This window comes from Xanthomonas sp. 3075 (genome assembly GCF_014197275.1).
Lineage (GTDB): Bacteria > Pseudomonadota > Gammaproteobacteria > Xanthomonadales > Xanthomonadaceae > Xanthomonas > Xanthomonas campestris_B.
This window is the reverse complement of the sequence record NZ_JACIFI010000027.1, coordinates 38,440-60,732: the sequence shown is the minus strand read 5'-3', so window position 1 is coordinate 60,732 and position 22,293 is coordinate 38,440. Positions and strand designations below refer to the sequence as shown.

Here is a 22,293-nt window from a genome sequence, read left to right as displayed (position 1 = left end):
TCCCGCGACGCTGGGCGGGCAAGGGCCCTGCAGCCAGGCCGCAGATAGCCGGCCTGCAGTAGGCTGACGCGAAGTCGTTTTGTTAGCCGCTCTTAAACTAACGCGAACCAGTTGCCTATGTTATTTCACTGGGCAACTGGCAGACCTTGGAGCGATGTGCCACGCATCACGTGACACGGCAATGCAAACAGCACGCTCTACAGTGCAGCCGTGAGCCGCTCGGCCACCCAGCGTTCGGCGAAGCCGTCGCCACGCGCGTTTTCCAGAAAGCCGCAGTGGCCGCCCCAGCGCGCGATTTCCAGTTGCGCATGCGCAGGCAACTTCCAGGCGGCGAAGTCGCCGAACGGAATCACCGGGTCGTCTTCGGCCATCAGGATGGCGCACGGAATCTGCAAGCCGGCCAGACGTTCGCCGGCGATCGAATAACTGTCGAAATACGCCTGCAGCGAACCATGCCCGGTGTGTTGCTCGGCAAGCCAGGCCATCAGGCCACGCATGTCCAGCGCCAGGGTGGCATCGTCGTAACCATGCTGCTCGGGGAACAGCTTGCGCTTGCGCAGCAGCGAGTCGCGCCATTTACGGCGGAAATACCAATCGTAGAACTGCGGGCCGTTTTCCAGCTGCAGCATGGTCGCGGCAGGATCCAGCAACGGGCACACCGCCGCCACGCGTACCAGCGGCAACCCGGCGGCCGGCGCGCGCAGTGCCAGCCGCAGCGCAAAATTGCCGCCCAGCGAATATCCGGCCGCCAGCAATTGCGGCGCAGGAAACCGCCGCCACAGATCGCCTGCTGCGTTGACCACCTCGTCGATACGATCGGAGTGGAACAGATCCACGTTGAGGTGATGGGTGCCGCCGTGATCGCGGAAATTGAGCCGAAAGACCTGGTAACCGAGTCCCAGCAGGCGTGCTGCGGTCAGCCGCATGTAATTGGACTCGGCGCTGCCTTCCCAGCCGTGCAGCAATAGCACCGTACCGCGTACCGGCGCGTCGCCGGGCGGGATGCTCATCCAGCCCTGCAGGCGCACGCCGTCGCCACCGTCGAGAATGTGCTCGGTGGTGACCGCACCGCTGGCAGCCAGCAACTGGCGGCTGCGGATCCGCCGCAATGCGCTGCTGCCCAGCACCGACTGCACATGTGGATTGCGCAGCCAGCGCGGCGGCAGATAGTCGGAGGCGTTCATGCGCTCATCGGGCCAGAGAAGGTTGCGCTGGCCGCAGGGGCGATGAGCATGCGCATCGCCGGCTCAGGACTCCATCGCGGCGATGATGCGTTGACGCGAGGTATCGGCCAGGCGACGACGTCCTTCGATATCCAATGCGCGAATCGGTTCGAGAAAATGCACTTCGGCCAGCCGCGACGGCTCGCCGAGCAGGCGCACGATATTGGCGAAGAAGCTCTCGCGCTCGCCGAACGCCACCACCGCCTGCGCATTGCCGCGCTCGCCATAGCGCAGCGCCACCGGCTGCACCGGCACGCCGGCCTCGACCGCCGCCTGGAAGATGCGCGCATGGAACGGGCCGACCTCGGTGCCGCCACGGGTACGTCCCTCCGGGAACACTCCCACCGGCTTGCCGCTTTGCAGGCGCAGCAGCATCTCCTGCAGCACGCCGCCCAGCGACTCGGTATTGCCGCGCTGATGGAAGATGGTCTGGCCCTTGGTCGCCAGCCACCCCACCAACGGCCAGCCGGCGATTTCGCGTTTGGCCACGAAGCCCATCACGCGCTGGCTGTGCAGCATCGAGATGTCCACCCAGCTGACGTGATTGGCCACGAACAACGTCGCACCCGGCAGCGGCGTGCCGAAACGCCGCAGGCGAAATCCGAAGATGCGCATCAGGTTGCCCTGCCACCAGCGGATCATGCGCTCGTCCAGGGTGTCGTCGCGTCCGGTACGGATGCGCGCCAGCGGCGGCGCCACCACGCATAGCATGGTGATCGGCAGGCAGATGCTCAGGTGCATCAGCAACAACGGCACCCGATACAGGTACCGGAACCAACGCGTCGCGCCGCCAGCAGCGCGCGTGGCGTCCAGGGATGACTCGCTCATTGACGGAACGGAACCGGTACCAAAGGAAGGAAGCGCGACTATTGTGACAGCAGCTCGGCCATCGCGCAGTGCCGGCGACGGGCGGCGCTGTTCCACCCATGTGCTTGCAAGACATCCTCAGCCATTGAGGCGCGGCACCACCGCCAGGGTCAACCGCGACACGCACACGCGCTTGCCGGCCGGATTGTCGATGGTGATGTCCCACACCTGGGTGGTACGCCCCACATGCACGGCTCGGGCGGTACCGGTGACCAGGTCCTGATGGGCGGCGCGCAGATGGTTGGCGTTGATCTCCAGTCCGACGCACATGTGGGTGGTCATATCCACGCACAGGTTGCCGGCGCTGCTGCCCAGGGTTTCGGCCAGCACCACCGAGGCGCCGCCATGCAGCAGGCCATACGGCTGCTTGGTGCGCGCATCCACCGGCATGGTGGCACGCAACCAATCGTCGCCGGCGTCGGTGAAGACGATGCCCAGATGCTCGGTCAAGGTGTCGCGACTGGAGGCGTTGAGGGCGGCCAGATCGACGGGTTCACGGAAGGTCATAGGCTGGGGATTGGGGATTGGGGATTGGGGATTGGGAATCGGGAATCGGGAATCGGGAATCGGGAATCGGGAATCGGGAATCGGGAATCGCAACAGCGTCTGCGGCCGGGAGGTGTGGTTCAACTGTCGCCCACTGCCTCTGCTCCAAGGGTGCTGCAACGGTTCATGCAGGTTGTCTGGGTGCTGCGGCCGACATCATCGCTGTGCGGCGTCAACGCTCGGCCTGCCTCCATGCGCCGCGCAACCTCTCGCCATCACAGCGGCCGGTTGCCGACCTACCCGATCAAAGAATCGGCACCAACCCGGCGCCGAAGGCGGTCAGCATCCGGACCAGCAGCCACTTCGGGCCGACGTTGACCTCGGGGAAATCGCCCACCGCTACATAGCACTGCCGGAATTGCGGATCCTGCCGCTTGAGCGGGAACGGGCAACCCGGCCCCGGCTGGAATTCGTAATTGGTGGCATAGCGCCAGGGCCAGAAATCCAGCACCGGCAAGGCTTCCGACACTTTGCCCACGCTGTAGTTCAATCCGCTCAGTACCGGCGGTTTTTCGCGCGAAGCCACCGTCCAGGCGTTTTCCGGGGCGATGTCGCGCTCGATGCTGGCTGCCAGCGCCTGCGCGAAGCGCACATCGTCGATGACCACCGCCGCTTCGGTGTTGTAGTTCTCGCTGCGCGGATCGAAGTTGTGGGTGCCGATCACGCCGATGCGGCGATCCACCACCAGCGACTTGGCGTGCAGGCCCATACGCGCACCGGCACGGGTCACCGGCAAGGGTTTGTTGACCGCACGCGTGCCCAGAAACGAGGGCCGCGTCTCGGTGCGCAGCACGCGTCGATCGACTTCGCTGCCACCCGGCACACGCCCACCTGTCGCACCGCGCCTCGCAGTGCGCGCCGTCGCATCGGCGCCACCGCCGCCACTCCCGCGCATCGCGTTACCGGCCGCGCTGCCGCCGATCAGGCGATTGACGCGACCATCGCCGCTGGCAGGCTCGGACTCGGCATTGAGCGGGTCCGGCACCAGGTTGGCGTAGTCCACCGGCGCATCCAGCGGAAACGGCTTGTACTCATAGATGTTGAAGCCCAACTCGCGCAGGTTGCGGCGCTTGAACTTGTAAGAAAGCGCATAGACGATCGGGTTGTCGGTGGCGGCCAGGCTGTTGGTGGAAACCACGATGCGCGGCGGTTGCGGGCGTTTGCGCAGGTCGCGGAAGATCGCCTGGGCCGCATCGGACAGCACCAGATACGGCGTTTGCAGCAACACTTCCTGTTGCGCGCCGGCGATCAGGCTGTCCAGCTCCGGCGCCGTGGACACCGCCTTGGCGGCGTGTTCCTTGCGGTGTTTCTGCGGCAGATCGGCTACGTACAGCACGCGCTGGACCGGCATGGCGGGCGTGACGAAGGCATCGCGCACGAATTGCGGGTCGCGGGCCTCGCGGTCCACGCGCGCCACCCGATCGGGGCGTTGGACGTCGGCCGCCGGCATCGTCGGGGCGCCCTGCTGCAGCAACAGGCGTCCGACATCGTTGAGCCGCTCGGCCGGCACGCTGCGCCGCGCACGCCAGAACGCATCGAAATTGGCCGCCATCGCACGCACTTCCGGCCCGGCCAGAATCACGTCGCGGTCGCGGAAGTTGTATTCGCTGTCCCAGTCGTAATAGTCGTCCTGGTAATTGCGCCCGCCCACCACGCCGAGTACATCGTCCACCACCAGCAACTTGTTGTGCATGCGCTGATTGAAGCGGCGGAAACAGCACGCGACGCTGCCGACATAGTCGAAGTAATTGAGTTTGACCTTGCCGAAGGTGGGGTTGTAGATGCGCAGCTGCAGGTTTTCGTGGGTGCTGGCCAGCGCACCGAGGATCTGCAGATCGGCGATCGCCGACAGCTGGTCGATCAGGATGCGGACCTTGACCCCGCGCTGGGCGGCGTCCACCAACGCATCCAGCACCATGCGCGCGCTGTCGTCCTTGTCGAAGATGTAGGTCTGCAGATCGATGCTGCGGGTGGCGCTGCGAATCAGGTTGAGCCGCGCAACCAGCGATTCCTCGCCGTGATCGACGATGGTGGCGTAGTGCCGTGGTGCGGCCGGCGTCGAGGCGGTGATCGCATCGCCGCCGAGCGTGCGCAAGGGCGAGACCTGGGCGCAATGATTGGCCTGGGTGCAATTGACTGCGGTACTGCGTGCGGCAGCCGCGATGCCGGCAGCACGGTTGCGTTCGATTTGCGACAGGCCGGCGCATCCGGTGCCGAGCAACAGCGTTGCCAGCACAAGCACCCTCAACAGGAGCGTCACGGGCGCCGCGCCTCCTGCAGCCGGCCACGCAGAATGAACGTCACCCTGTCGCCCAGGGCCATCTGCCACGCATTCATTCCGTACCGTCCACGCAGCACCGTACCTCGACTGATCACATCGCAATCATAGCCCGGACGTGCGCATTCAGCCGCCGCCACATGCAGGGTCTCCACATGGGTGATTCCGCGAATGGTCAGGTTGCCGGTGATGTCGCCGCCCTTTTTTACCGCTTCTTCGGTATAGGGAAACGACTCGAACTCCACCACCGGATACTGTTCCACATCGAAAAAATCCTCGCCGCGCATCCACGAGGTGTAGCGGTCCTTGCCGGGAATTTCCACCTGCGTGGCATCCAGACGGAAGCGCACCTGCTGACGTCCGTCGGGCGACTCCACCACTTCACCGTAAAACCGCGGGAACAACCCTTCGATCTTCATGCCGAAGCGGGTCTTGATTTCGAATCCGAAGCGCGATTGCACCGGATCGATGGAATGCAGCTTATGCTGCGCCATGCAGGGCAGCGCGACCCAGAGGACGAGCCAGGCGTACCAGCGCAGCGATGGGGTCACGGATCAGGGCCACCAGAAGGCGGTCAGGCGCGCGATGCCTGGCTCGATGGCAGCGTCCAGCGGCAATGCCAGCAAGGCGATGGAGGCGGTCGGCATGCCTCGGTAATCGCCGGTCTGCCCGCTGTGCATCAGCGCGGCCAGGCGTTCCAGGCCGGGGTTGTGGCCGACCAGCAGCAGGCGCTCGGCCTCGCGGTGTTCGTCCACCAGGCTCGCCAGGGTCCCGGGTGTGGCCTCGTAGATGCGCTGATCGAGGCGTTGCTCGATATAGCCGGTGAGCTCGAGCACCGCTTCCAGCGTTTCGCGGGCGCGCCGCGCCGGGGAGCACAACACGCGGTCCGGCACCAGGTGCTGCTCGCGCAGCCACCGGCCAGCCGATTCGGCCTCGGCGATGCCATGCGGGGACAGCGGGCGATCGAAATCGGCCTGGCCGGTGTCGGCCGGTTCGGCGTGGGCGTGTCGCAGCAAGATCAATTCGCGCATGGAATCTATCCGGTTCTAGGATTTCTTGAGCCACTTGAACAGCGGCTCCCAGTCCTGTTGATGGTCGCGCACCTGCGCCGAGCGGTAGTCGAACAGGCTGCGTCCCAGCCCGGCCATGACCACATAGGCCTGGGTATCGCGCAGTTGGGCCACCAGCGGGTATGGCCAGGTGCCGATCATGTCGGCCGCCTGTTGCGAGGTCTGGGTCCAGGGGCGGGCGCGATTGAGCACCAGGCCCACCGGCAATTTGCGCTGGTGCACGCGCGGCACCTTGGCCAGCGTGTTGAGGAAGCCGACCACCGCTTCGATATCCAGCGCCGAGGACAGCACCGGCACCACGATGGCATCGACGTGGTCCAGAAACCCACTGAGATCATCGGCCATCGCCCCGGCCGGGGCATCGATGATCAGCTGGTCGGTGCCATCGGGCACGGCGGCCTGCCAGCTGCGGCGACGGGTGGCATCGATGGGCAGCACCGCACTTTCGAGACTGGCGCGGCGCTGCGCCCAACGCGTGGACGAGCCTTGCGGATCAGCATCTGCCAGCACTGTGCGCTGGCCCTGCAACGCCGCATGTGCGGCCAGATTTGTGGCGATCGTGGTCTTGCCGACGCCGCCTTTGGAGCTGGCCACCAGGACTGTCTTCATGCACGCCTCGCTTCCGGGAGCAAGCCGGCAGCGTACACCGCGCGCGGGTGAGGAAGTAGTCGAAACGTGTTAAACGCGACAACGCACTGCAGGTGACAGGGTCATGCGCGTGCGGCCGGCGGGCGAAGATGCGTGCGCGGCGTGTGCCTGGCGGGTGCCTGCAGCGTGTCGTCAGTTGCCCTGCGTTGCATTGGCGGTGCTGTCATCGCAATGCAGCATTGCACCTCGATGCGCTCGCTTGCGCATGCGTGCACTGCTGTCCATGCTGCTGAACCGCATCGCATCACGCCGCCAAACGCGCCAACAGCCAGGCCCACCCAGGCAGGGTCAGCAATGACAGCAGGATGCTGTAACCGACCATTGCTGCGGCCAGACGCGGTGCAAGCCGATGCGAGATGGCCAATGCGGCAGCGGTGATCATGGTCGGCATGGCCGATTCGAGCACGTTGGTCTGCAACACCTGCCCGTGCAGGCCGAGCGCCCAGGACAGCGGCAGCGCCAGCACCGGCATCAGCGCCAACTTGAAGACCAGACCCACCGCCAGCGGCTTGAGTTCCTCCGCCGGCAGACGCAACTGTAGCGAGAAGCCCACTGCCAGCATCACCAGCGGCAGCATCGCATCGGCCAGGCTTTTCAGTCCTGAGCCGATCCAGGTCGGCGGGTGTTCCGGCATCAACGTCAGCGCGAACAGCAGCGCCCACAGCGGCGGAAACCGCAGCATCCGCAGCAGGATGATGCGCGTGGTGGGCGGCGTGTCGCCGCTGTAGCGCGCCAGCACGTACAGCCCGAAGGTGGACAACAGCACGAAGGTGCCGAACTGGTCGTAGACCACCGCATACGGCAAGGCCTGGTCGCCGATCAGCGCACGCACCATCGGAAAACCGATGAAGCTGGAGTTGGTGAACACCACGCACATCAGCAGCGCGGCGTATTCCTCGCGGCCGAACCGGAACACACGGCTGCAGCCCCACAGCAGCGGCACGATGATGGCGGTCAGCAACCACGGGGTGGCGATCACACCGCCCAGCGAGGCATCCAGATGCAGGCGCGGTACATAGGTCAGCACCGAGGCAGGCAGGCAGACATACAAGACGATGCGATTGAGCACCTCGGCGCTGTTATCTGGCAGCACCCGCAGGCGGGCGAACAGCAGGCCGAGCCCCAGCATCGTCAGAATCAATGCAAATGCATCCACCGCCATGGCGTGATCAGGTCCGTCGGAAAGCGACGCACAGGATCGCACGGCGCACGTGGCAGGCCTGGATCTGCGGCGCGTTGGCCTGACGCGCACCTGCACATGCAGCCGCCCTGTGCGGTTTCCCGCAGCCGCTATAGACGCAAGCCGGGGTCAACCATGCAGACCGACCATCTGCACGGCCCTTGTCCGTTCACCGCCGCGGCACCGTTGGCGACATGGATGCCGACAAAGCGCCCACAAAAGCGCCCACAACGGTGTAGTGACCACGTGTCGTGTGATGGTGGCGGGTACCAGGCAGCATACGTCGCTCCGTCGCGGCGTCATCCACACCGTCTAGTGATGCCCTAATAGAGCAAAGGGGGACTTGCGACGGCCGGTGATGGCGAATGGGCGCGTCCCTGGGTGCGCAGTCGCGACAGCCGCACGATAGGTGGAGCGGTCGGTCGCCAACGACGTCCATACCGCTCGCTTCGAGGACGACGCACGTTGCGCAGGCCGCTTCTACGCGAACGCAACCATTGCGGCAGATGGCCCACCGCAGATGCTGCCGATGCACCCATCGCGCTGCGGTGGTTTCCCTCCATGCGATGCCGCTTTACGGGAACGCAGGCGGGTTGGCTTTCCAGGCGGCGAACACCTCGGCCAGCGTGGCGCGCTCTGCCTCGCGCCAGTCCGGCAATTGGCTGGCGTAGTTGGCGGGGCTGCTCCAGCGATCCGGCCAGGTGCGCACAGCGGCGGCATACCACTGGACCGCCTCCTGCTTGCGATCGGCGCGCCACAGTGCCAATGCGGCGGTGGTCGGCAGCCATTCCGGGGCGAGCGGGCGGCCGTTGGCCAGCGTAGCCCACTGCTGCAGCGCCTTGTCGGGCTTGTCGGCGCGCAACAGATCCCAGCCGTAATTCCAGGTGATGGTGCGATATTGCTGGCCACCGTTGGAGACCAATGCCAATGCGCCCTGGTAGAGCTCGTCACCCAATTGGGTGCGGCCCCCGGCGTAGGCGAGCGATGCCAGCTGCGCGCGTGGCTCGGCCGCGCGCGCCTCGCGCTGCACCATCGCCGCCAACCGGTCGACCACCGCATCGCCCTGACCCTGCACGGCGACCACGGCCTTGGTCGTACTGCGGTCTTCGTCGAAATAAAATTCTTTGGGCTTGGGCAGGGTTTGCGCCTGCGCCAACGACCAAACGCCTCCGAGCAGGGCCAACGCAATGGCCCATGCGAACTTCGTTCTCACCGGTTTTTCCCCTTGCGACACACGACAAACCCCAACCCGGTCCCATCCTAACCTCAGTATCGCCGCGATGCACACTCGCCGGCCAAGGACGTGAATAGCGGCTGTTACACTTGCGATGCCTTTGGAGCCCCGGGTTCCAGCCACCCTTTCCGGGCACGCCATGACCAGTACCGCCGCACTTTCTTCCCCCGACGCTGCCAACACGCCGGAGCTCGGCCAGCTGGATGCGGACTACTCACTTGAGCACAAGTACACGCGTGCCGATGGACGCATCTACTTGTCCGGCGTGCAGGCGTTGGTGCGACTGCCGCTGATGCAACGCTTGCGCGACGATGCCGCCGGCCTGAAGACCGCCGGTTTCATCAGCGGCTATCGCGGCAGCCCGTTGGGCGGTTTCGATCTGGAGCTGTGGCGCGCGCGCAAGCATCTGGACGCGGCCAAGGTGACCTTTACCCCCGGCCTCAACGAAGACCTGGCCGCGACCATGGTCTGGGGCACCCAGCAGACCAACCTGTTCCCCGGCGCCACCGTGCAGGGCGTGTACGGCATGTGGTACGGCAAGGGCCCGGGCGTGGATCGCAGCGGCGATGTGTTCAAGCATGGCAATGCCGCCGGCACCTCGCCGCATGGCGGCGTGCTGGCGCTGGCCGCCGACGACCATGCCTGCCGCAGCTCGACGCTGCCGCATGGCTCGGAAGAAGAATTCGTCAGCGCGATGATGCCCATCCTCAACCCGGCCGGGGTGCAGGACATCCTGGACATGGGCCTGCTCGGTTGGGCGATGAGCCGTTACACCGGGCGCTGGATCGGCTTCAAGACCATCGCCGAGACGGTGGAATCGTCCGCGTCGGTGGAGGTGGATCCGTTCGCACGCAGCATCGTGCTGCCGGAGGACTTCGCGCTGCCGCCGGGTGGCTTGAGCATTCGCTGGCCCGATCCGCCGGTGGATCAGGAAATGCGCCTGCACCGCTATGCGATCGCCGCCGCGCAGGCCTTCGCGCGGGCAAACCAGATCGACAAGGTGGTGCTGGATTCGCCGCATGCACGGCTGGGCATCGTCACCACCGGCAAGAGCTACCTGGACGTGTTGCAGGCGCTGGAATACCTGGGACTGGATGCGCAGGCCTGCGCGCAGATCGGCATCCGCGTGTACAAGGTCGGCATGACCTGGCCGCTGGAGCCGGTGGGCATCAGCGCGTTCGCGCACGGGCTCGAAGACATCCTGGTGGTGGAAGAAAAGAAGGCCTTCATCGAGCGCCAGATGAAGGAGTTGTTCTACAACTGGCCGGCCAGTGCCGGTGCGCGGCCGAGCATCGTCGGCAAGTACGACGAGCATGGCGCGTGGATCCTGCCCTCCACCGGCGAGCTGACCCCGGCCACGATCGCGGCGGTGATCGGCAAGCGCATCCAGCGCTTTGCGCTGCCGTCCAGCGCGATGACCGACTCGATCGAACAGCGGCTGCGCTGGATGGAGGCCAAGGAAGCGGAAATGGCTTTGCCGCGCGCACTGTTTCCGCGCGTGCCGCATTACTGCTCCGGCTGCCCGCACAACACTTCCACCGCAGTGCCGGAGGGCTCGCGTGCGCTCGGCGGCATCGGTTGCCATTACATGGTGACCTGGATGAACCGTGCCACCGACACCTTTACCCACATGGGCGGCGAAGGCGTGACGTGGTCCGGGCAGGCACCGTTCACCGACACACCACACGTGTTCCAGAACCTGGGCGATGGCACCTATTTCCATAGCGGCTCGCTGGCGATCCGCCAGTCGGTCGCTACCGGCGTCAACATCACCTACAAGATCCTCTACAACGATGCGGTGGCGATGACCGGCGGCCAGCCGGTGGACGGCACGCTCAGCGTGCCGGACATCGCCCATCAACTGCACGCCGAAGGCATCCATACCATTGCGGTGGTCAGCGACGACATCGGCAAATGGACGCGCCGGCGCGAGCGTTTTCCCAGCGAGGTCGCCTTCCACGATCGCAGCGAACTGGACGCGGTGCAGCAGCACCTGCGCACGATCAAGGGCGTGTCGATCCTGATCTACGACCAGACCTGCGCCACCGAAAAACGCCGCCGTCGCAAGCGCGGCAAGCTGGTCGACCCGCCCAAACGGGTGATGATCAATTCGCTGGTGTGCGAAGGCTGCGGCGATTGCGGGGAGAAGAGTTTTTGCGTTTCGGTGCTGCCCAAGGACACCGAATTCGGGCGTAAGCGGCAGATCGATCAGTCCGGTTGCAACAAGGATTATTCCTGCGTGTCGGGCTTTTGCCCCAGCTTTGTCACCGTGCACGGTGGTGCGCCGCGCAAGGGCAAACAACGCGATACCAGCGCATTGCTGGACAACCTGCCGGCGCCGCCGCAACGCACCACGCTGGAACAGCCCTGGAATATCCTGATCACCGGCGTCGGCGGCACCGGGGTGGTGACCATCGGCGCGTTGCTCGGCATGGCCGGGCATCTGGAAGGCAAGGGCGCCACGGTGCTGGATCAGACCGGCCTTGCGCAAAAAGGCGGCGCGGTGACCACGCATATCCGCATTGCACGCCAACCGGACGCGATCCACGCGGTGCGCATTGCCGCCGGCGAAGCGGATCTGGTGCTGGGCTGCGACATGGTGGTGGTCAACGATTACTGGGCATTGTCCAAGGTCCGCGACGGCCGCACGCAGGTGGTGCTCAATACGTACGAGGCCATGCCGGGCACCTTCACCACCCAACCGGATCTGCAGTTTCCCGCCGCCCAGATCATCGCCGGCGTGCGTACCGCACTCGGCGGCCAGGAGCCGCTGTTGCTGGATGCCACGCAATTGGCAACCGCGCTGCTGGGCGATGCGATCGCCAGCAATCTGTTCGTGCTCGGTTACGCCTGGCAACACGGGCTGGTGCCGTTATCGCATGCGGCGCTGATGCGCGCGATCGAGCTCAATGGCGCGGCGGTGGCGATGAACCAGCAGGCTTTTGCGTGGGGGCGCCTGGCCGCGATCGATCTGCCGGCGGTGCGGCGTGCGGCGGGCTTGCGCGACGCGGGCGAGCTTGCGCATGCGCATGCCGATACGCCGCAGGCGCGCCTGCCCGGCAGCTGGGAAGGACACGATCTTGGCGGTCAACGGGCGCCACGTGCCTTGCCGCAGAACAACGGCAATCCGCTGCATGACGATGTCGATGCACCGACCCATCCGCTCGACGACGAGCAGCTGGCGCAGTCGCCGGACGATGCCATCGCGCGCCGCGTCGCCTTCCTCACTGACTATCAGGATGCCGGCTACGCGCAGCGTTATCGCGCGCTGGTCGAGCGCGTGCGCACGCAGGAAACGCAGCGCGCGCCCGGCAGCAGCGCGTTGACCGAAGCCGTGGCGCGCTATGCGTTCAAGCTGATGGCCTACAAGGACGAATACGAAGTGGCGCGGCTGTACACGCGCGGCGACTTCCAGCGCCGGCTGCAGCAACAGTTCGAGGGCGACTACACACTGCGCTTCCATCTGGCGCCGCCATTACTGGCCAAGAAGGATGCGCATGGCCATGCCATCAAGCGCGAATACGGGCCGTGGATGTTCACTGCGTTCAAGTTGCTGGCGCGGCTGAAATTCCTGCGCGGCGGCAAGCTGGATGTGTTCGGCTACAGCGCCGAACGGCGTGGCGAGCGCCAGCTGATTGCCGACTACCTGGCGACAGTGGACACCCTGCTGGAACGCCTGGATATCGACAACGTCAGCCTGGCCGCGCAGATCGCCAGCATTCCCGAACATATCCGCGGCTATGGCCATATCAAGGAAGCGCATCTGCGCGAAGCAAAGGCGCGCGAAGCCGCGCTGCTGGCGCAGTGGCGCAATCCCAAGGCGTTGCATGTGGTGCAGGCAGCTTGATCAAGACGTAAAGCCTGGTCGGTTACCTCTCCAGATAGGCAACTTATAGATTGCATTTATAAAAAGCAACTTATAGCTTGCACTTCGATAAGGAAAGCCATAGCTTGCTTAATCCGACGATCATGCGCCAGCAACGATGGCTATCACCGCTTTCCCCATCCAGAAAGCGCAGCAACTGGGTCCTGTGCTCAGGGCGCTGCGCAAGCAGCAAGGCCTGACCCAGGATCAGTTGGCCGAACAGTTGGGTATCACCCGGCAAGCAGTCAGCGCACTGGAGCGCAAGCCTGAGGCCGCCACATTCGAACGCCTGATGCGCGTATGGGCGATTCTAAACGTGGAGGTTTCGCTGAACCCGCGCAACGACAGCACCTCGAATCCTTCCGAAGAGGCTTGGTAAGCCGTGGCCGAACTGTGCGTATGGATGAATGGATTGCGCGTCGCGCGTTGGCGAGAGGATGTGCAGGGAGCGCGGCTGACCTACCTCTCCGAATGGCTCCACTCGCCCCAGGCACGGCCACTGTCCCTATCACTTCCATTGTTGCCCGAAGGGCAATCGCATCGCGGCGATGTAGTCACCCATTATTTCGACAATCTGCTGCCCGATAGCACAGACATCCGTCGTCGTATGCGGGAACGTTTCAAAACCGACTCGGCCAGCACGTTTGACCTGCTGCAGGCTGTCGGCCGCGATTGTGTCGGCGCAATCCAGTTGCTTGCAATTGATGCCGAACCCGAGCATCTGCGCAGCATCCAGAACAGAGCACTGACCGATACCGAGGTTGCCGCTGTGCTGCGCGGCGTCACCGCGCCCCTGCTACCGGGCCAGCATGGCGATAACGACGACTTCCGGCTGTCATTGGCAGGCGCCCAGGAAAAAACCGCGCTATTACATCATCAGCATCAGTGGTGCGTGCCCCTGGGAAGCACACCGAGTACGCATATCTTCAAGCTACCGCTGGGGCTGGTCGGCAACATGCGCACGGACATGCAGGCCTCAGTCGAAAACGAATGGCTGTGCGCGCAACTGCTCGCCGCATTTGGTATGCCCGTGGCTGTCACCACGATGGGAAGATTCCAGGAACAGCGCGCCCTGATTGTTGAACGTTTCGACCGGCGTCTATCGCCGGACGGACAGTGGTGGATGCGCCTTCCCCAGGAAGACCTGTGCCAGGCATTCGGTGTGTCTTCGTCGAAAAAGTACGAGAGCGACGGCGGCCCCGGCATCGTGGCGATCATGGAGTTACTCCGGCAGTCGAGTCAGCCTTCCGACCGTGAAATCTTCTTCAAGACGCAGATCCTGTTCTGGCTGATGGCAGCCACCGACGGACATGCCAAGAATTTCAGTCTGATGATCGAGTCAGGCGGACGTTTCCGCATGACGCCGCTCTACGACGTTTTATCCGTTTATCCCATCCTTGGACGCGGCGCACAGCAGCTGGATCCACATCGCGCGGCATTGGCGATGGCCGTGGCTGGCAAAAACCGGCATCGTCGCTTGAAAGATATCCGCCGTCGCCATTGGAACGACACTGCACGTGCCTGTGGGGTGCGTGCTGGTGCCGAACCCTGGATCGAAGAACTATTGGAACAGCTGGAAAGCGCATTGGATCTTGTTGCAAACACGCTTCCGGCAGAGTTTCCGATGTCCCTGGCAGAGACTGTCTTCAGCGGCATGAGAGAAGCGGCCAAGCATCTGCGTGAGATGCCACCTGATCGCTAAGCGCAGCCGAACACACCTTTTGGCTGTTCGGACTTTGCGCTGCAACCTTACAACGGACGCAACAAGCGCAGACCGAACCAGTCCTTCGCATCGTTCCAACCGTGGGTAACTTTTAGCCCGGCAGCCGCAGCAAGTTCGGCGAAGCGGGCGTCGGTGTATTTGTAGCTGTATTCGACCTGCATCGCTTCGCCATCGGCAAAATCGACGTCCTGGCCGCCTACGTGCACGTGCTGGGCGCGTTGACTGATCAGAAACGTCTCGATACGGCCGCGCTCGCGCGCATACACCGCGTGGTGGCGGAAGCCCTCAAGATCGAAATCGCTGCCGATTTCGCGGTTCAGCCGCGCCAGCAGGTTCAAGGTGAATTCGGCAGTGACACCAGCCGCATCGTTATAGGCGGCCTCGATCAGCGCGGCATCCTTGTCGAGATCAATCCCGATCAACGCGCAGCCATCGCTGCCCATGGTCTGGCGCATCGCATCCATCAACTCGATGGCGGCAGCATCGGTGAAGTTACCCAGCGTCGAACCGGGGAAGAACACCAGATGCCGGCGCGCCGGGCGCTGCGCATCGGGCAACCGCAGCGGCTTGGTGAAGTCGGTGCAGACCGGCAGCATCTGGATCTGCGGGAACTGCTGCGCCAGCCGTGCGGTGCTGTCGAGCAGGGCAGTGCGCGAAATTTCCAGCGGCGTGTAGGCCACCACATCGCGCAGGCCCTGCAGCAGCAACTCGGTCTTGCGCCCGCTGCCGCTGCCGTATTCGACCACATGCACGCCGGCCCCGATCGCCTGCGCGATCGAAGCCATGCTGGCCTCCAGCAATGCCAGTTCGGTGCCGGTGAGGTAGTACTCCGGCTGCTGGGTGATCGCTTCGAACAGCTGCGAACCGCGTGCATCGTAGAAATACTTCGACGGCAGGGTCTTGGGCGTCTGCGACAGACCAGCCAACGCATCGGCGGTGATGTCGTCCGGCTGCGGGCGTAGATCGGTCAGCGCGGCATGCGCGCGTTGGGTGGCATGGGCGGCGGCGTTCAAGACAGATCCTTGGCAAGGCGCACGCCGGCAAACTGCCAGCGCGCATCGGAGGGGAAAAAGTTGCGGTAACTGGCGCGGATGTGGCTGGCCGGCGTGGCACAGCTGCCACCGCGCAGCACCCATTGCGCATTCATGAATTTGCCGTTGTATTCGCCCAACGAGCCGGGCCACGGCGCAAAGCCGGGATACGGCAGATAGGCGCTGCCGGTCCACTCCCAGACATCGCCGAACAGCTGTTGCAAGCCGGTATCCACCGCTTCGGCGCCGCGTGGATGCAGCGCATCGGCATCGACAAGATTGCCCTGCACTGGCACGCCGGTGGCGGCTTGCTCCCATTCGGCCTCGGTGGGCAGGCGCGCGCCGGCCCAGCGCGCGAAGGCATCGGCTTCGAACAGGCTCAGATGGCATACCGGCGCGTGCGCATCGCGCGTGCGCCAGCCGTCGAGGGTGAACTCGCGCCCCTGTGCATCCCAATACAACGGGCGCTGCCAGCCTTGCGCCTGCACCATCGCCCAGCCGTCGCTGAGCCAGGCACCGGCACTGCGGTAGCCGCCAGCGTCGATGAATTCCTGGAATTCGGCATTGGTGACCACGCGATGCGCCAACGCATGTGCGCCGACCAAGACACGGTGACGCGGCGATTCGTTGTCGTAGGCAAACGCATCGGACTGCGGCCAGGCCGCAGCACCGATTTCCACGATCTGCTCGTCACGCGCCTGCCAGCGCAGCGTGCTGGCGATGGCAGCAGGCGGTGCCGGCGCATCGCGATACGCCGGCTGCAGCGGATTGCTCCACAGCGCGTGTTTGATATCGGTCAACAGCAGTTCCTGGTGCTGCTGTTCGTGCTGGATGCCGAGTTGCACGATGGTGCAGGCTTGGGCATCCAGCGACCCATCGCGCAAACGCTGCCGCATCTGCGTATCGACCGCCGCACGGTAGTCGCGCACCTGCTGCAACGACGGGCGCGACAACACGCCGCGACGCGCGCGCGCATGCATCGGTCCCACGCTCTGGTAATAGCTGTTGAACAGAAAATCCCAGGACGGATCGAACACGCGGTAGGCCGGATCGGTCTGCAGCACGAAGCGTTCGAAAAACCAGGTGGTGTGCGCCAGATGCCATTTGCTCGGGCTGGCATCGGGCATGCTCTGCACCATGGCGTCTTCTGCGCTCAAGGGTGCGGCAAGGCGATCGCTCAGCGCGCGGGTCTGCGCGTAGCGTTCCAGCAGCGTCAACTGCTGTTGCTGGAGGTGGCCCAGCAGAGGGGAGAGTGCAGACATTCCCATATGCTTGAGGAGCGCCCGTGAACGCGCCGTGTCGGCAGCGTGGCAGCCAGCGGTAAGCTGTTGGCATGTCATCTTTTACTTTGTCCAGCCTGCTTGCGTTGCCCATCGAATGGGAGCAACGCCATCAGGCATTCGCATTGCCTATCGGTATCACGTATCTGGATGCTGCCTCGCGCGGTCCGCTGCTACGCGCGGTGCAAACGATCGCGCATCAAGCGGTGGATGCGCTGGCCACGCCGTGGCAGCTGCCGTTCGATGCCTGGCTGCAGGACATCGAAGGATTGCGCGCGCTGGCCGCAGGCCTGTTCGACAACGATGCCGACGGCGTGGCGATGCTGCCCTCGGCAGCGCATGGTCTGGCCACCGCCGCACGCAATCTGCCGTTGCAACGCGGCGAGGCGGTGCTGCTGCTGGAAGGCCAGTTCCCGTCCAACCTGTTGATCTGGCAACGCCGCTGCGCCGAGGTGGGTGCGCGCATCGTGGCAGTGCCGACGACAGCGAGCCCGGCGTTGACCGAGACGGTGCTGCAGGCCATCGCCGACACGCCGGCATTGCGCATCGTGACCTTGCCGCATGCGTACTGGCTCGACGGGCGACAGCTCGACCTGGACCGCATCAGCGCAGCGGTGCATGCACGCGGCGCGGCGCTGGTGCTGGATCTGAGCCAGAGTCTGGGCGTGCTGCCGACCGACCTGCCGCGCTGGCAGCCGGACTTTGTGGTCAGCGTCGGCCATAAATGGTTGCTGGGACCGATGGGACTGGCCTGGCTGTGGGTGGCGCCGCAATGGCGTGCGCACGGCGTGCCGATCGAAGAACACTGGATCGGGCGCGATGCCGGTAGCAGCTGGGACTTTCCCGCCACCAACGCACCGCCCTACCGCAGCGGTGCACGGCGGTTCGATGCGGGCGGCGTTGCGGATCCGTTGCGGATTGCGATGGCGACCGCCGCGTTGCAACAAGTCACTGCATGGCAGCCATCGCGCATTGCCGCTGCGTTGGGGGCGCTGACCTCGCGTTGGGACGCGGCCCTGCATGCACGTGGATTGGGCAGCTGGTGTACGCCCGGTCACGCAGCGCATCTGACAGCCTTGCAGCCGCCAGCAGCCCAGCTGAATGCTGTGGCGGCGACGTTCGGCAAACATGCGGCGATCTGCACGCAGCGGCACGGACGTCTACGCATCGCACCGCACCTGACGGTCACCGAGCAGGCGCTCGCCGGCTTGATTGCAGCGCTGCCGGGTGAGTGATGCTGAGCGGCACCGCCGCTCGCTCGCGGTGTCGCCCAGCATCCGTTGCGGCGATGGCCGGCCATTGAGCTTTCAAGGCCTCATCGCGCGCCAGCGCTGCTACGGTTCATGGCACGCGTTGCGTGGTTGGCATGCGGGTGATGGCACGCGGATGACTCATCGCATCCGGCTTGAGTGCGCGCGCACCACACACCTGCAGCAGCGCATCAGCCGCGCTGGCTGAGCCGCAACCCGCGCGGCGTCACCCAGCGTTCCACCCCTTCGAACACCGCCTGCACGATCAGTGCAAGCACCGCTGCAGGAATCGCGCCTTCCAGAATCAAGCCGATGTCATCCAGGCGAATGCCGGTGAGAATCGGTTGGCCGTAGCCACCGGCGCCGATCAAGGCGCCCAGCGTGGCAGTGCCCACGTTGATCACCGCTGCGGTCTGGATGCCGGCCACGATCGTGCGACGTGCCAGCGGCAACTCCACCCGCCACAAGCGCGTCCACGCCGGCAGCCCGATCGCTTCGGCGGTCTGGCGCAACTCGCGCGGGATCGAGGTCAGGCCCGCATGCGTATTGCGCACGATCGGCAGCAAACTGTAGAGAAACAACGCGGCAATCGCCGGTTTGGCGCCGATACCGAACAACGGAATCATAAAGACGAACACCGCCAACGAGGGCAAGGTCTGCAGCACGCCGGTCAACGACAGCACCACCTGCCCCAGCCGTGGCCGCCGTGCCGCCAGCACGCCCAGCGGCAATGCGATCAACAACGCAAACCCCAACGAGATGCCGACCAGCGCCAGATGCTCGCGCGTATGCCGCAGCAAACGCGCGAAACGCGAGTCGGCTGCAGAAGCGGGTGCAACGCCCAGCCATTGCGCAGCCACGGCCGCCTCGGACTGACGCTCCAGCTTCACCTGGGCATTGAGCCGCTGCATGGTCGCCTCGTCGATGCGGCCTTGCAGCCCCTGCAGTGCCTTGAGCATCGCTGGCGAACGTTGCGCCAGGTCCTTGCGATACAGAAACACTGCCTGATACTCGGGAAAATACCGGCGGTCGTCGCGCAGCACCTGCAGCTGGTAATACGGAATTTCCGCATCGGTGCTGTACAGATCGGTGACCTCGATCGCCCCGCTCTGCAGCGCGCGATAGGCCAGATCGTGATCCAGCCCGGTCGCGGTCTGCGGCAATGCATAGGCGGCGCGCACGCCCGGCCAACCATCGGCGCGCTGCATGAATTCGTTGCTCAGGCCGATGGTGAGCGACGGATGCCGTGCCAGATCCGAGAGCGTTGCGATGCCAAGCGCCTGCGCACGTTCGGCACGCATGCCGAAGGCATAGGTGTTCTGGAAGCCGAGCGAGTCGGTCATCGCCAGGCCGCGCGCGTCCAGTGCGGCGCGCAGTTCGGCTTGACTGGCCTTGGGTAACTGCAGCAGTTCCTGCGCCAGCGTGCCGGTGTATTCGGCGTACGCATCGATCTGGCCGGTCTCCAGCGCGCGCCACAGGATGCGCGTGCCACCGAGCTGCGCGCGATGTTGCACATCCACGCCGTCACGTTGACCTGCGGCGGTGGCGATCTCGCCCAGCAGGACGGCTTCGGTGAAGTTCTTCGAACCGATCGTCACCTGCGCGGCCTGCGCGCCGACGCTGCAGATCAGCACTGCCATTGCGCACAGCAGGCGCGCGATCATGCGGCGTCGCCGATGCTGCGCTGCGCGGTGAGAAAGCGCCGGACGAACGGATCTGCCGGTTGTTCCAGCAAGTTGCGCGCACTGCCCTGCTGCACCACGCGGCCTGCGCGCATCAGCACCAAGGTGTCAGCCAGGTAGGCCGCTTCGGCAACGTCGTGCGTCACCAGCACCACGGTCTTGCCGAGCTGGGCGAACAGTTCGCGCATCTGCGCCTGCAGGTCGTAACGCACGATCGGGTCGAGCGCGCCCAGCGGCTCGTCCAGCAGCAGGGCCGGTGGATCCAGCATCAGCGCCCGGATCAATCCCACCCGCTGGCGTTGGCCACCGGAGAGCTCGGCCGGATAACGCGCCAGCAGCGCCGGCGGCAACTGACACAGTGCGCACAAGGCCTCCAGACGTTGATCGATACGTGGCCGCGTCCAGCCCAGCGTCTGCGCCAGCAACACCACATTGCTGCGCGCATCCAGATGCGGAAACAGCCCGCCTTCCTGGATCACGTACCCGATACGCTGGCGCTGCGCCAGCAGGCTGGCGCGTTGCAGCGGCGCGCCATCGAAGGCGACCACGCCGCTATCGGGCCATTCCAGCCCGACCAGCATGCGCAGCACCGTGGACTTGCCGGCGCCGCTGGGGCCGATCAACGCGGTCGTAATGCCGCTGGCGAAGTCCAGCGAAACCGCGTCGAGGGCGATGGCCTGGCCGTAGCGACGGCTGACCTGATCGAGAGTGAACATGCGCTCGAGCTTGCCGAACGCCGCGTCAGATGAGCGCGAAGGCGCGCATCAGCGCGGCGGCGCCAGTAATTCGCGTGCGCTCAGATAGCCGTCACCATTGGCGTCCTGGCGCGCGAAGCGTTCGCTCAGCGTGGCGCGATGCGCGGCGCGGGTGATCGGCTTGCCGCGACGACCAGGGAGTTCGTCGCCCTGCAGCACGCCATCGTGATCCAGATCGCGCTGATCGAAGGCGTAACTCATCCAGGCCAGATATTCGTCGCGACTGACCCGGCCATCGCCATCGGTGTCCATGCGTTGCAGATACTGCTGGCTGTCCTGCACCTGGGCCTGCGCGGAAAGCAGCGGGGCGCATGCACTGCATGCGATCAGCACCCCGCGCATCATCACGCCACGTACGTTGTTCGTCGGCACGAGCGCACGCGTGCCGCCGCGCTTACGCCCCACTCAGCGCATAACCCTTGAGGCGCGCCGCATAGGCCTGCAACGCGGCATTTCCGCTGGCTTCGGCTTCGTGGCACCACTGCTGCAGCTGCTTGAGCCGTTCGGATGCATCGTGGCTGCGCGCTTCCAGCACTGCGGTCAATCGCGCGCGGTAGTCCACCAGCGTGCGCATGCGCGGGCGCTCGGCCACCCAGCGCTGCAACTGCGCGCGCGCATCGGGCTTGAGCCAGCGCCCGTCATCGACCAGGCCCTTGCGCAGGCGGCGCGGCAGCAATTGGCGCAACTTGGCGCCGGTGGCTGCGGCTTCTTCGCGCAGTGCCGGGGTGAACACATTGCGCTGGTAGTCGGTCATCGCCTGGAAACGATGCGAGAGCAAGGCCTTGAGCGTGTCGGCATCGGGTACGGCGATGTTGGGGCGGATATCCAGCGACGGCGCCACGCGCAGCACCTTGGCCAGACCGATCGCCTGCAGCCCGCGAATGGCGATCCAGCCGATATCCAGCTCCCAGCGCCGCATCGAAAACCGTGCCGAGCTGGGAAAGGCGTGATGGTTGTTGTGCAGTTCTTCGCCACCGATCCACAGCGCCCACGGCGTGAGGTTGGTGGAGGTGTCGGCCGATTCGAAATTGCGATAGCCCCACCAGTGGCCCAGGCCGTTGACCACGCCGGCCGCCCAGAACGGAATCCACGCCATCTGGATCGCCCACAGCGCGATGCCGGGCAGTCCGAACACCACCGCGTTGACGATCAACAACACGACCGGGCCGGCGTTGGCGTGCGGGGTGTAGAGCTTGCGTTCGATCCAGTCGGTCGGTGTGCCCTTGCCGTACTGCTCGATGTCGGCGCGCTGCGCGCGCGCTTCGCGGTACAGCTCCACGCCGCGCCAGAACACCTGGCGGATGCCCTTGGTCTGCGGGCTGTGCGGGTCTTCCTCGGTCTCGACCTTGGCGTGATGCTTGCGGTGGATGGCCACCCATTCGCGGGTGATCATCGAGGTGGTGAGCCAGGTCCAGAAGCGGAAGAAATGCGCCACCACCGGATGGAAATCCACACCGCGATGGGCCTGGCTGCGATGCAGGTACAAGGTCACCGCAAAGATGGTCAGCTGGGTGAACACCAGCAGCACCGCCAGCATGCCCCATACGCCCAGCCCGGCCACGCCGGAGGTCAGCAGGTCGATGATCGGTTCGGACAACATCGGCATTTCCACAGCAGCGCCATTTGTTTTTGGTAGGTAGAGACATGATGGGGGCGATGGC

At 65.1% G+C, this 22,293-nt stretch carries 19 protein-coding genes; 4 read left to right on the top strand and 15 right to left on the bottom strand.

Annotation, left to right across the window (positions count from 1 at the left end; all coding sequences use genetic code 11):
* Nucleotides 1–197 precede the first annotated feature (197 nt).
* From GGR62_RS19035 to GGR62_RS18995, 9 genes are all read right to left on the bottom strand, one after another.
* Complete coding sequence (locus tag GGR62_RS19035) at nt 198–1,184, bottom strand: alpha/beta fold hydrolase (protein WP_184409404.1); 987 nt, start codon at nt 1,182–1,184, stop codon at nt 198–200.
* Between the two features lie 63 nt (nt 1,185–1,247).
* Nucleotides 1,248–2,147, bottom strand: coding sequence for a lysophospholipid acyltransferase family protein (locus tag GGR62_RS19030; RefSeq protein WP_184409403.1), 900 nt, complete (start codon nt 2,145–2,147; stop codon nt 1,248–1,250).
* Nucleotides 2,148–2,168: 21 nt separating this feature from the next.
* Nucleotides 2,169–2,597: a hotdog fold thioesterase gene (locus tag GGR62_RS19025; protein ID WP_184409402.1), complete on the bottom strand. Its 429-nt coding sequence runs from the start codon at nt 2,595–2,597 to the stop codon at nt 2,169–2,171.
* A gap of 283 nt (nt 2,598–2,880) precedes the next feature.
* Nucleotides 2,881–4,896, bottom strand: a complete 2,016-nt coding sequence (locus GGR62_RS19020) for a phospholipase D family protein (RefSeq protein ID WP_184409401.1) — start codon at nt 4,894–4,896, stop codon at nt 2,881–2,883.
* Nucleotides 4,893–5,465, bottom strand: coding sequence for a YceI family protein (locus GGR62_RS19015; RefSeq protein ID WP_184409400.1), 573 nt, complete (start codon nt 5,463–5,465; stop codon nt 4,893–4,895). Before GGR62_RS19015 ends, GGR62_RS19020 begins: the two co-directional genes overlap by 4 nt.
* A gap of 3 nt (nt 5,466–5,468) precedes the next feature.
* Nucleotides 5,469–5,945, bottom strand: a complete 477-nt coding sequence (locus GGR62_RS19010) for a histidine phosphatase family protein (RefSeq protein WP_184409399.1) — start codon at nt 5,943–5,945, stop codon at nt 5,469–5,471.
* A 15-nt stretch (nt 5,946–5,960) separates the two neighbouring features.
* A complete protein-coding gene (locus GGR62_RS19005; protein ID WP_184409398.1) occupies nt 5,961–6,593 on the bottom strand; it encodes a ParA family protein in 633 nt (210 codons plus the stop codon).
* Nucleotides 6,594–6,876: 283 nt separating this feature from the next.
* Nucleotides 6,877–7,794 carry an AEC family transporter gene (locus tag GGR62_RS19000; RefSeq protein ID WP_184409397.1) on the bottom strand — a complete coding sequence of 306 codons (918 nt, stop codon included), beginning with the start codon at nt 7,792–7,794 and terminating at the stop codon, nt 6,877–6,879.
* Nucleotides 7,795–8,386: 592 nt separating this feature from the next.
* A complete protein-coding gene (locus GGR62_RS18995; RefSeq protein ID WP_184409396.1) occupies nt 8,387–9,025 on the bottom strand; it encodes a tetratricopeptide repeat protein in 639 nt (212 codons plus the stop codon).
* 160 nt (nt 9,026–9,185) lie between these two features.
* Between GGR62_RS18995 and GGR62_RS18990 the strand changes: the two genes are divergently transcribed.
* From GGR62_RS18990 to GGR62_RS18980, 3 genes are all read left to right on the top strand, one after another.
* The gene (locus tag GGR62_RS18990; RefSeq protein WP_184409395.1) at nt 9,186–12,893 is read left to right on the top strand and encodes an indolepyruvate ferredoxin oxidoreductase family protein; all 3,708 of its coding nucleotides are present in this window, start codon (nt 9,186–9,188) and stop codon (nt 12,891–12,893) included.
* Between the two features lie 136 nt (nt 12,894–13,029).
* Nucleotides 13,030–13,290 (top strand): helix-turn-helix transcriptional regulator, encoded by a 261-nt coding sequence (locus tag GGR62_RS18985; protein WP_184409394.1) that lies wholly within the window; start codon nt 13,030–13,032, stop codon nt 13,288–13,290.
* Between the two features lie 3 nt (nt 13,291–13,293).
* On the top strand, nt 13,294–14,613 hold the full coding sequence (locus GGR62_RS18980; RefSeq protein ID WP_326520276.1) for a type II toxin-antitoxin system HipA family toxin: 1,320 nt from the start codon (nt 13,294–13,296) through the stop codon (nt 14,611–14,613).
* Nucleotides 14,614–14,660: 47 nt separating this feature from the next.
* Here GGR62_RS18980 and egtD read toward each other — a convergent pair whose 3' ends face one another.
* Together egtD and egtB are read right to left on the bottom strand one after the other, a co-directional pair.
* Entirely contained in the window at nt 14,661–15,647 is a 987-nt protein-coding gene (gene egtD, locus GGR62_RS18975; protein WP_184409393.1) for an L-histidine N(alpha)-methyltransferase, read from the bottom strand.
* A complete protein-coding gene (gene egtB, locus GGR62_RS18970; protein ID WP_184409392.1) occupies nt 15,644–16,933 on the bottom strand; it encodes an ergothioneine biosynthesis protein EgtB in 1,290 nt (429 codons plus the stop codon). Before egtB ends, egtD begins: the two co-directional genes overlap by 4 nt.
* 65 nt (nt 16,934–16,998) lie before the next feature.
* Between egtB and GGR62_RS18965 the strand changes: the two genes are divergently transcribed.
* The gene (locus GGR62_RS18965; protein WP_184409391.1) at nt 16,999–18,180 is read left to right on the top strand and encodes an aminotransferase class V-fold PLP-dependent enzyme; all 1,182 of its coding nucleotides are present in this window, start codon (nt 16,999–17,001) and stop codon (nt 18,178–18,180) included.
* A 206-nt stretch (nt 18,181–18,386) separates the two neighbouring features.
* On the opposite strand, the gene GGR62_RS18960 is transcribed toward GGR62_RS18965, so the two are convergent.
* The 4 genes from GGR62_RS18960 to GGR62_RS18945 are packed head-to-tail and all read right to left on the bottom strand — an operon-like array spanning nt 18,387 to nt 22,232.
* Nucleotides 18,387–19,859, bottom strand: coding sequence for a glycine betaine ABC transporter substrate-binding protein (locus GGR62_RS18960; RefSeq protein ID WP_184409390.1), 1,473 nt, complete (start codon nt 19,857–19,859; stop codon nt 18,387–18,389).
* Entirely contained in the window at nt 19,856–20,593 is a 738-nt protein-coding gene (locus tag GGR62_RS18955; RefSeq protein WP_184409389.1) for an ATP-binding cassette domain-containing protein, read from the bottom strand. The genes GGR62_RS18960 and GGR62_RS18955 overlap by 4 nt, the downstream gene beginning before the upstream one ends.
* A 48-nt stretch (nt 20,594–20,641) precedes the next feature.
* Nucleotides 20,642–20,977, bottom strand: coding sequence for a calcium-dependent protein kinase 21 (locus GGR62_RS18950; RefSeq protein WP_184409405.1), 336 nt, complete (start codon nt 20,975–20,977; stop codon nt 20,642–20,644).
* A gap of 49 nt (nt 20,978–21,026) precedes the next feature.
* Complete coding sequence (locus GGR62_RS18945) at nt 21,027–22,232, bottom strand: fatty acid desaturase (RefSeq protein ID WP_184409388.1); 1,206 nt, start codon at nt 22,230–22,232, stop codon at nt 21,027–21,029.
* Nucleotides 22,233–22,293: the final 61 nt, after the last annotated feature.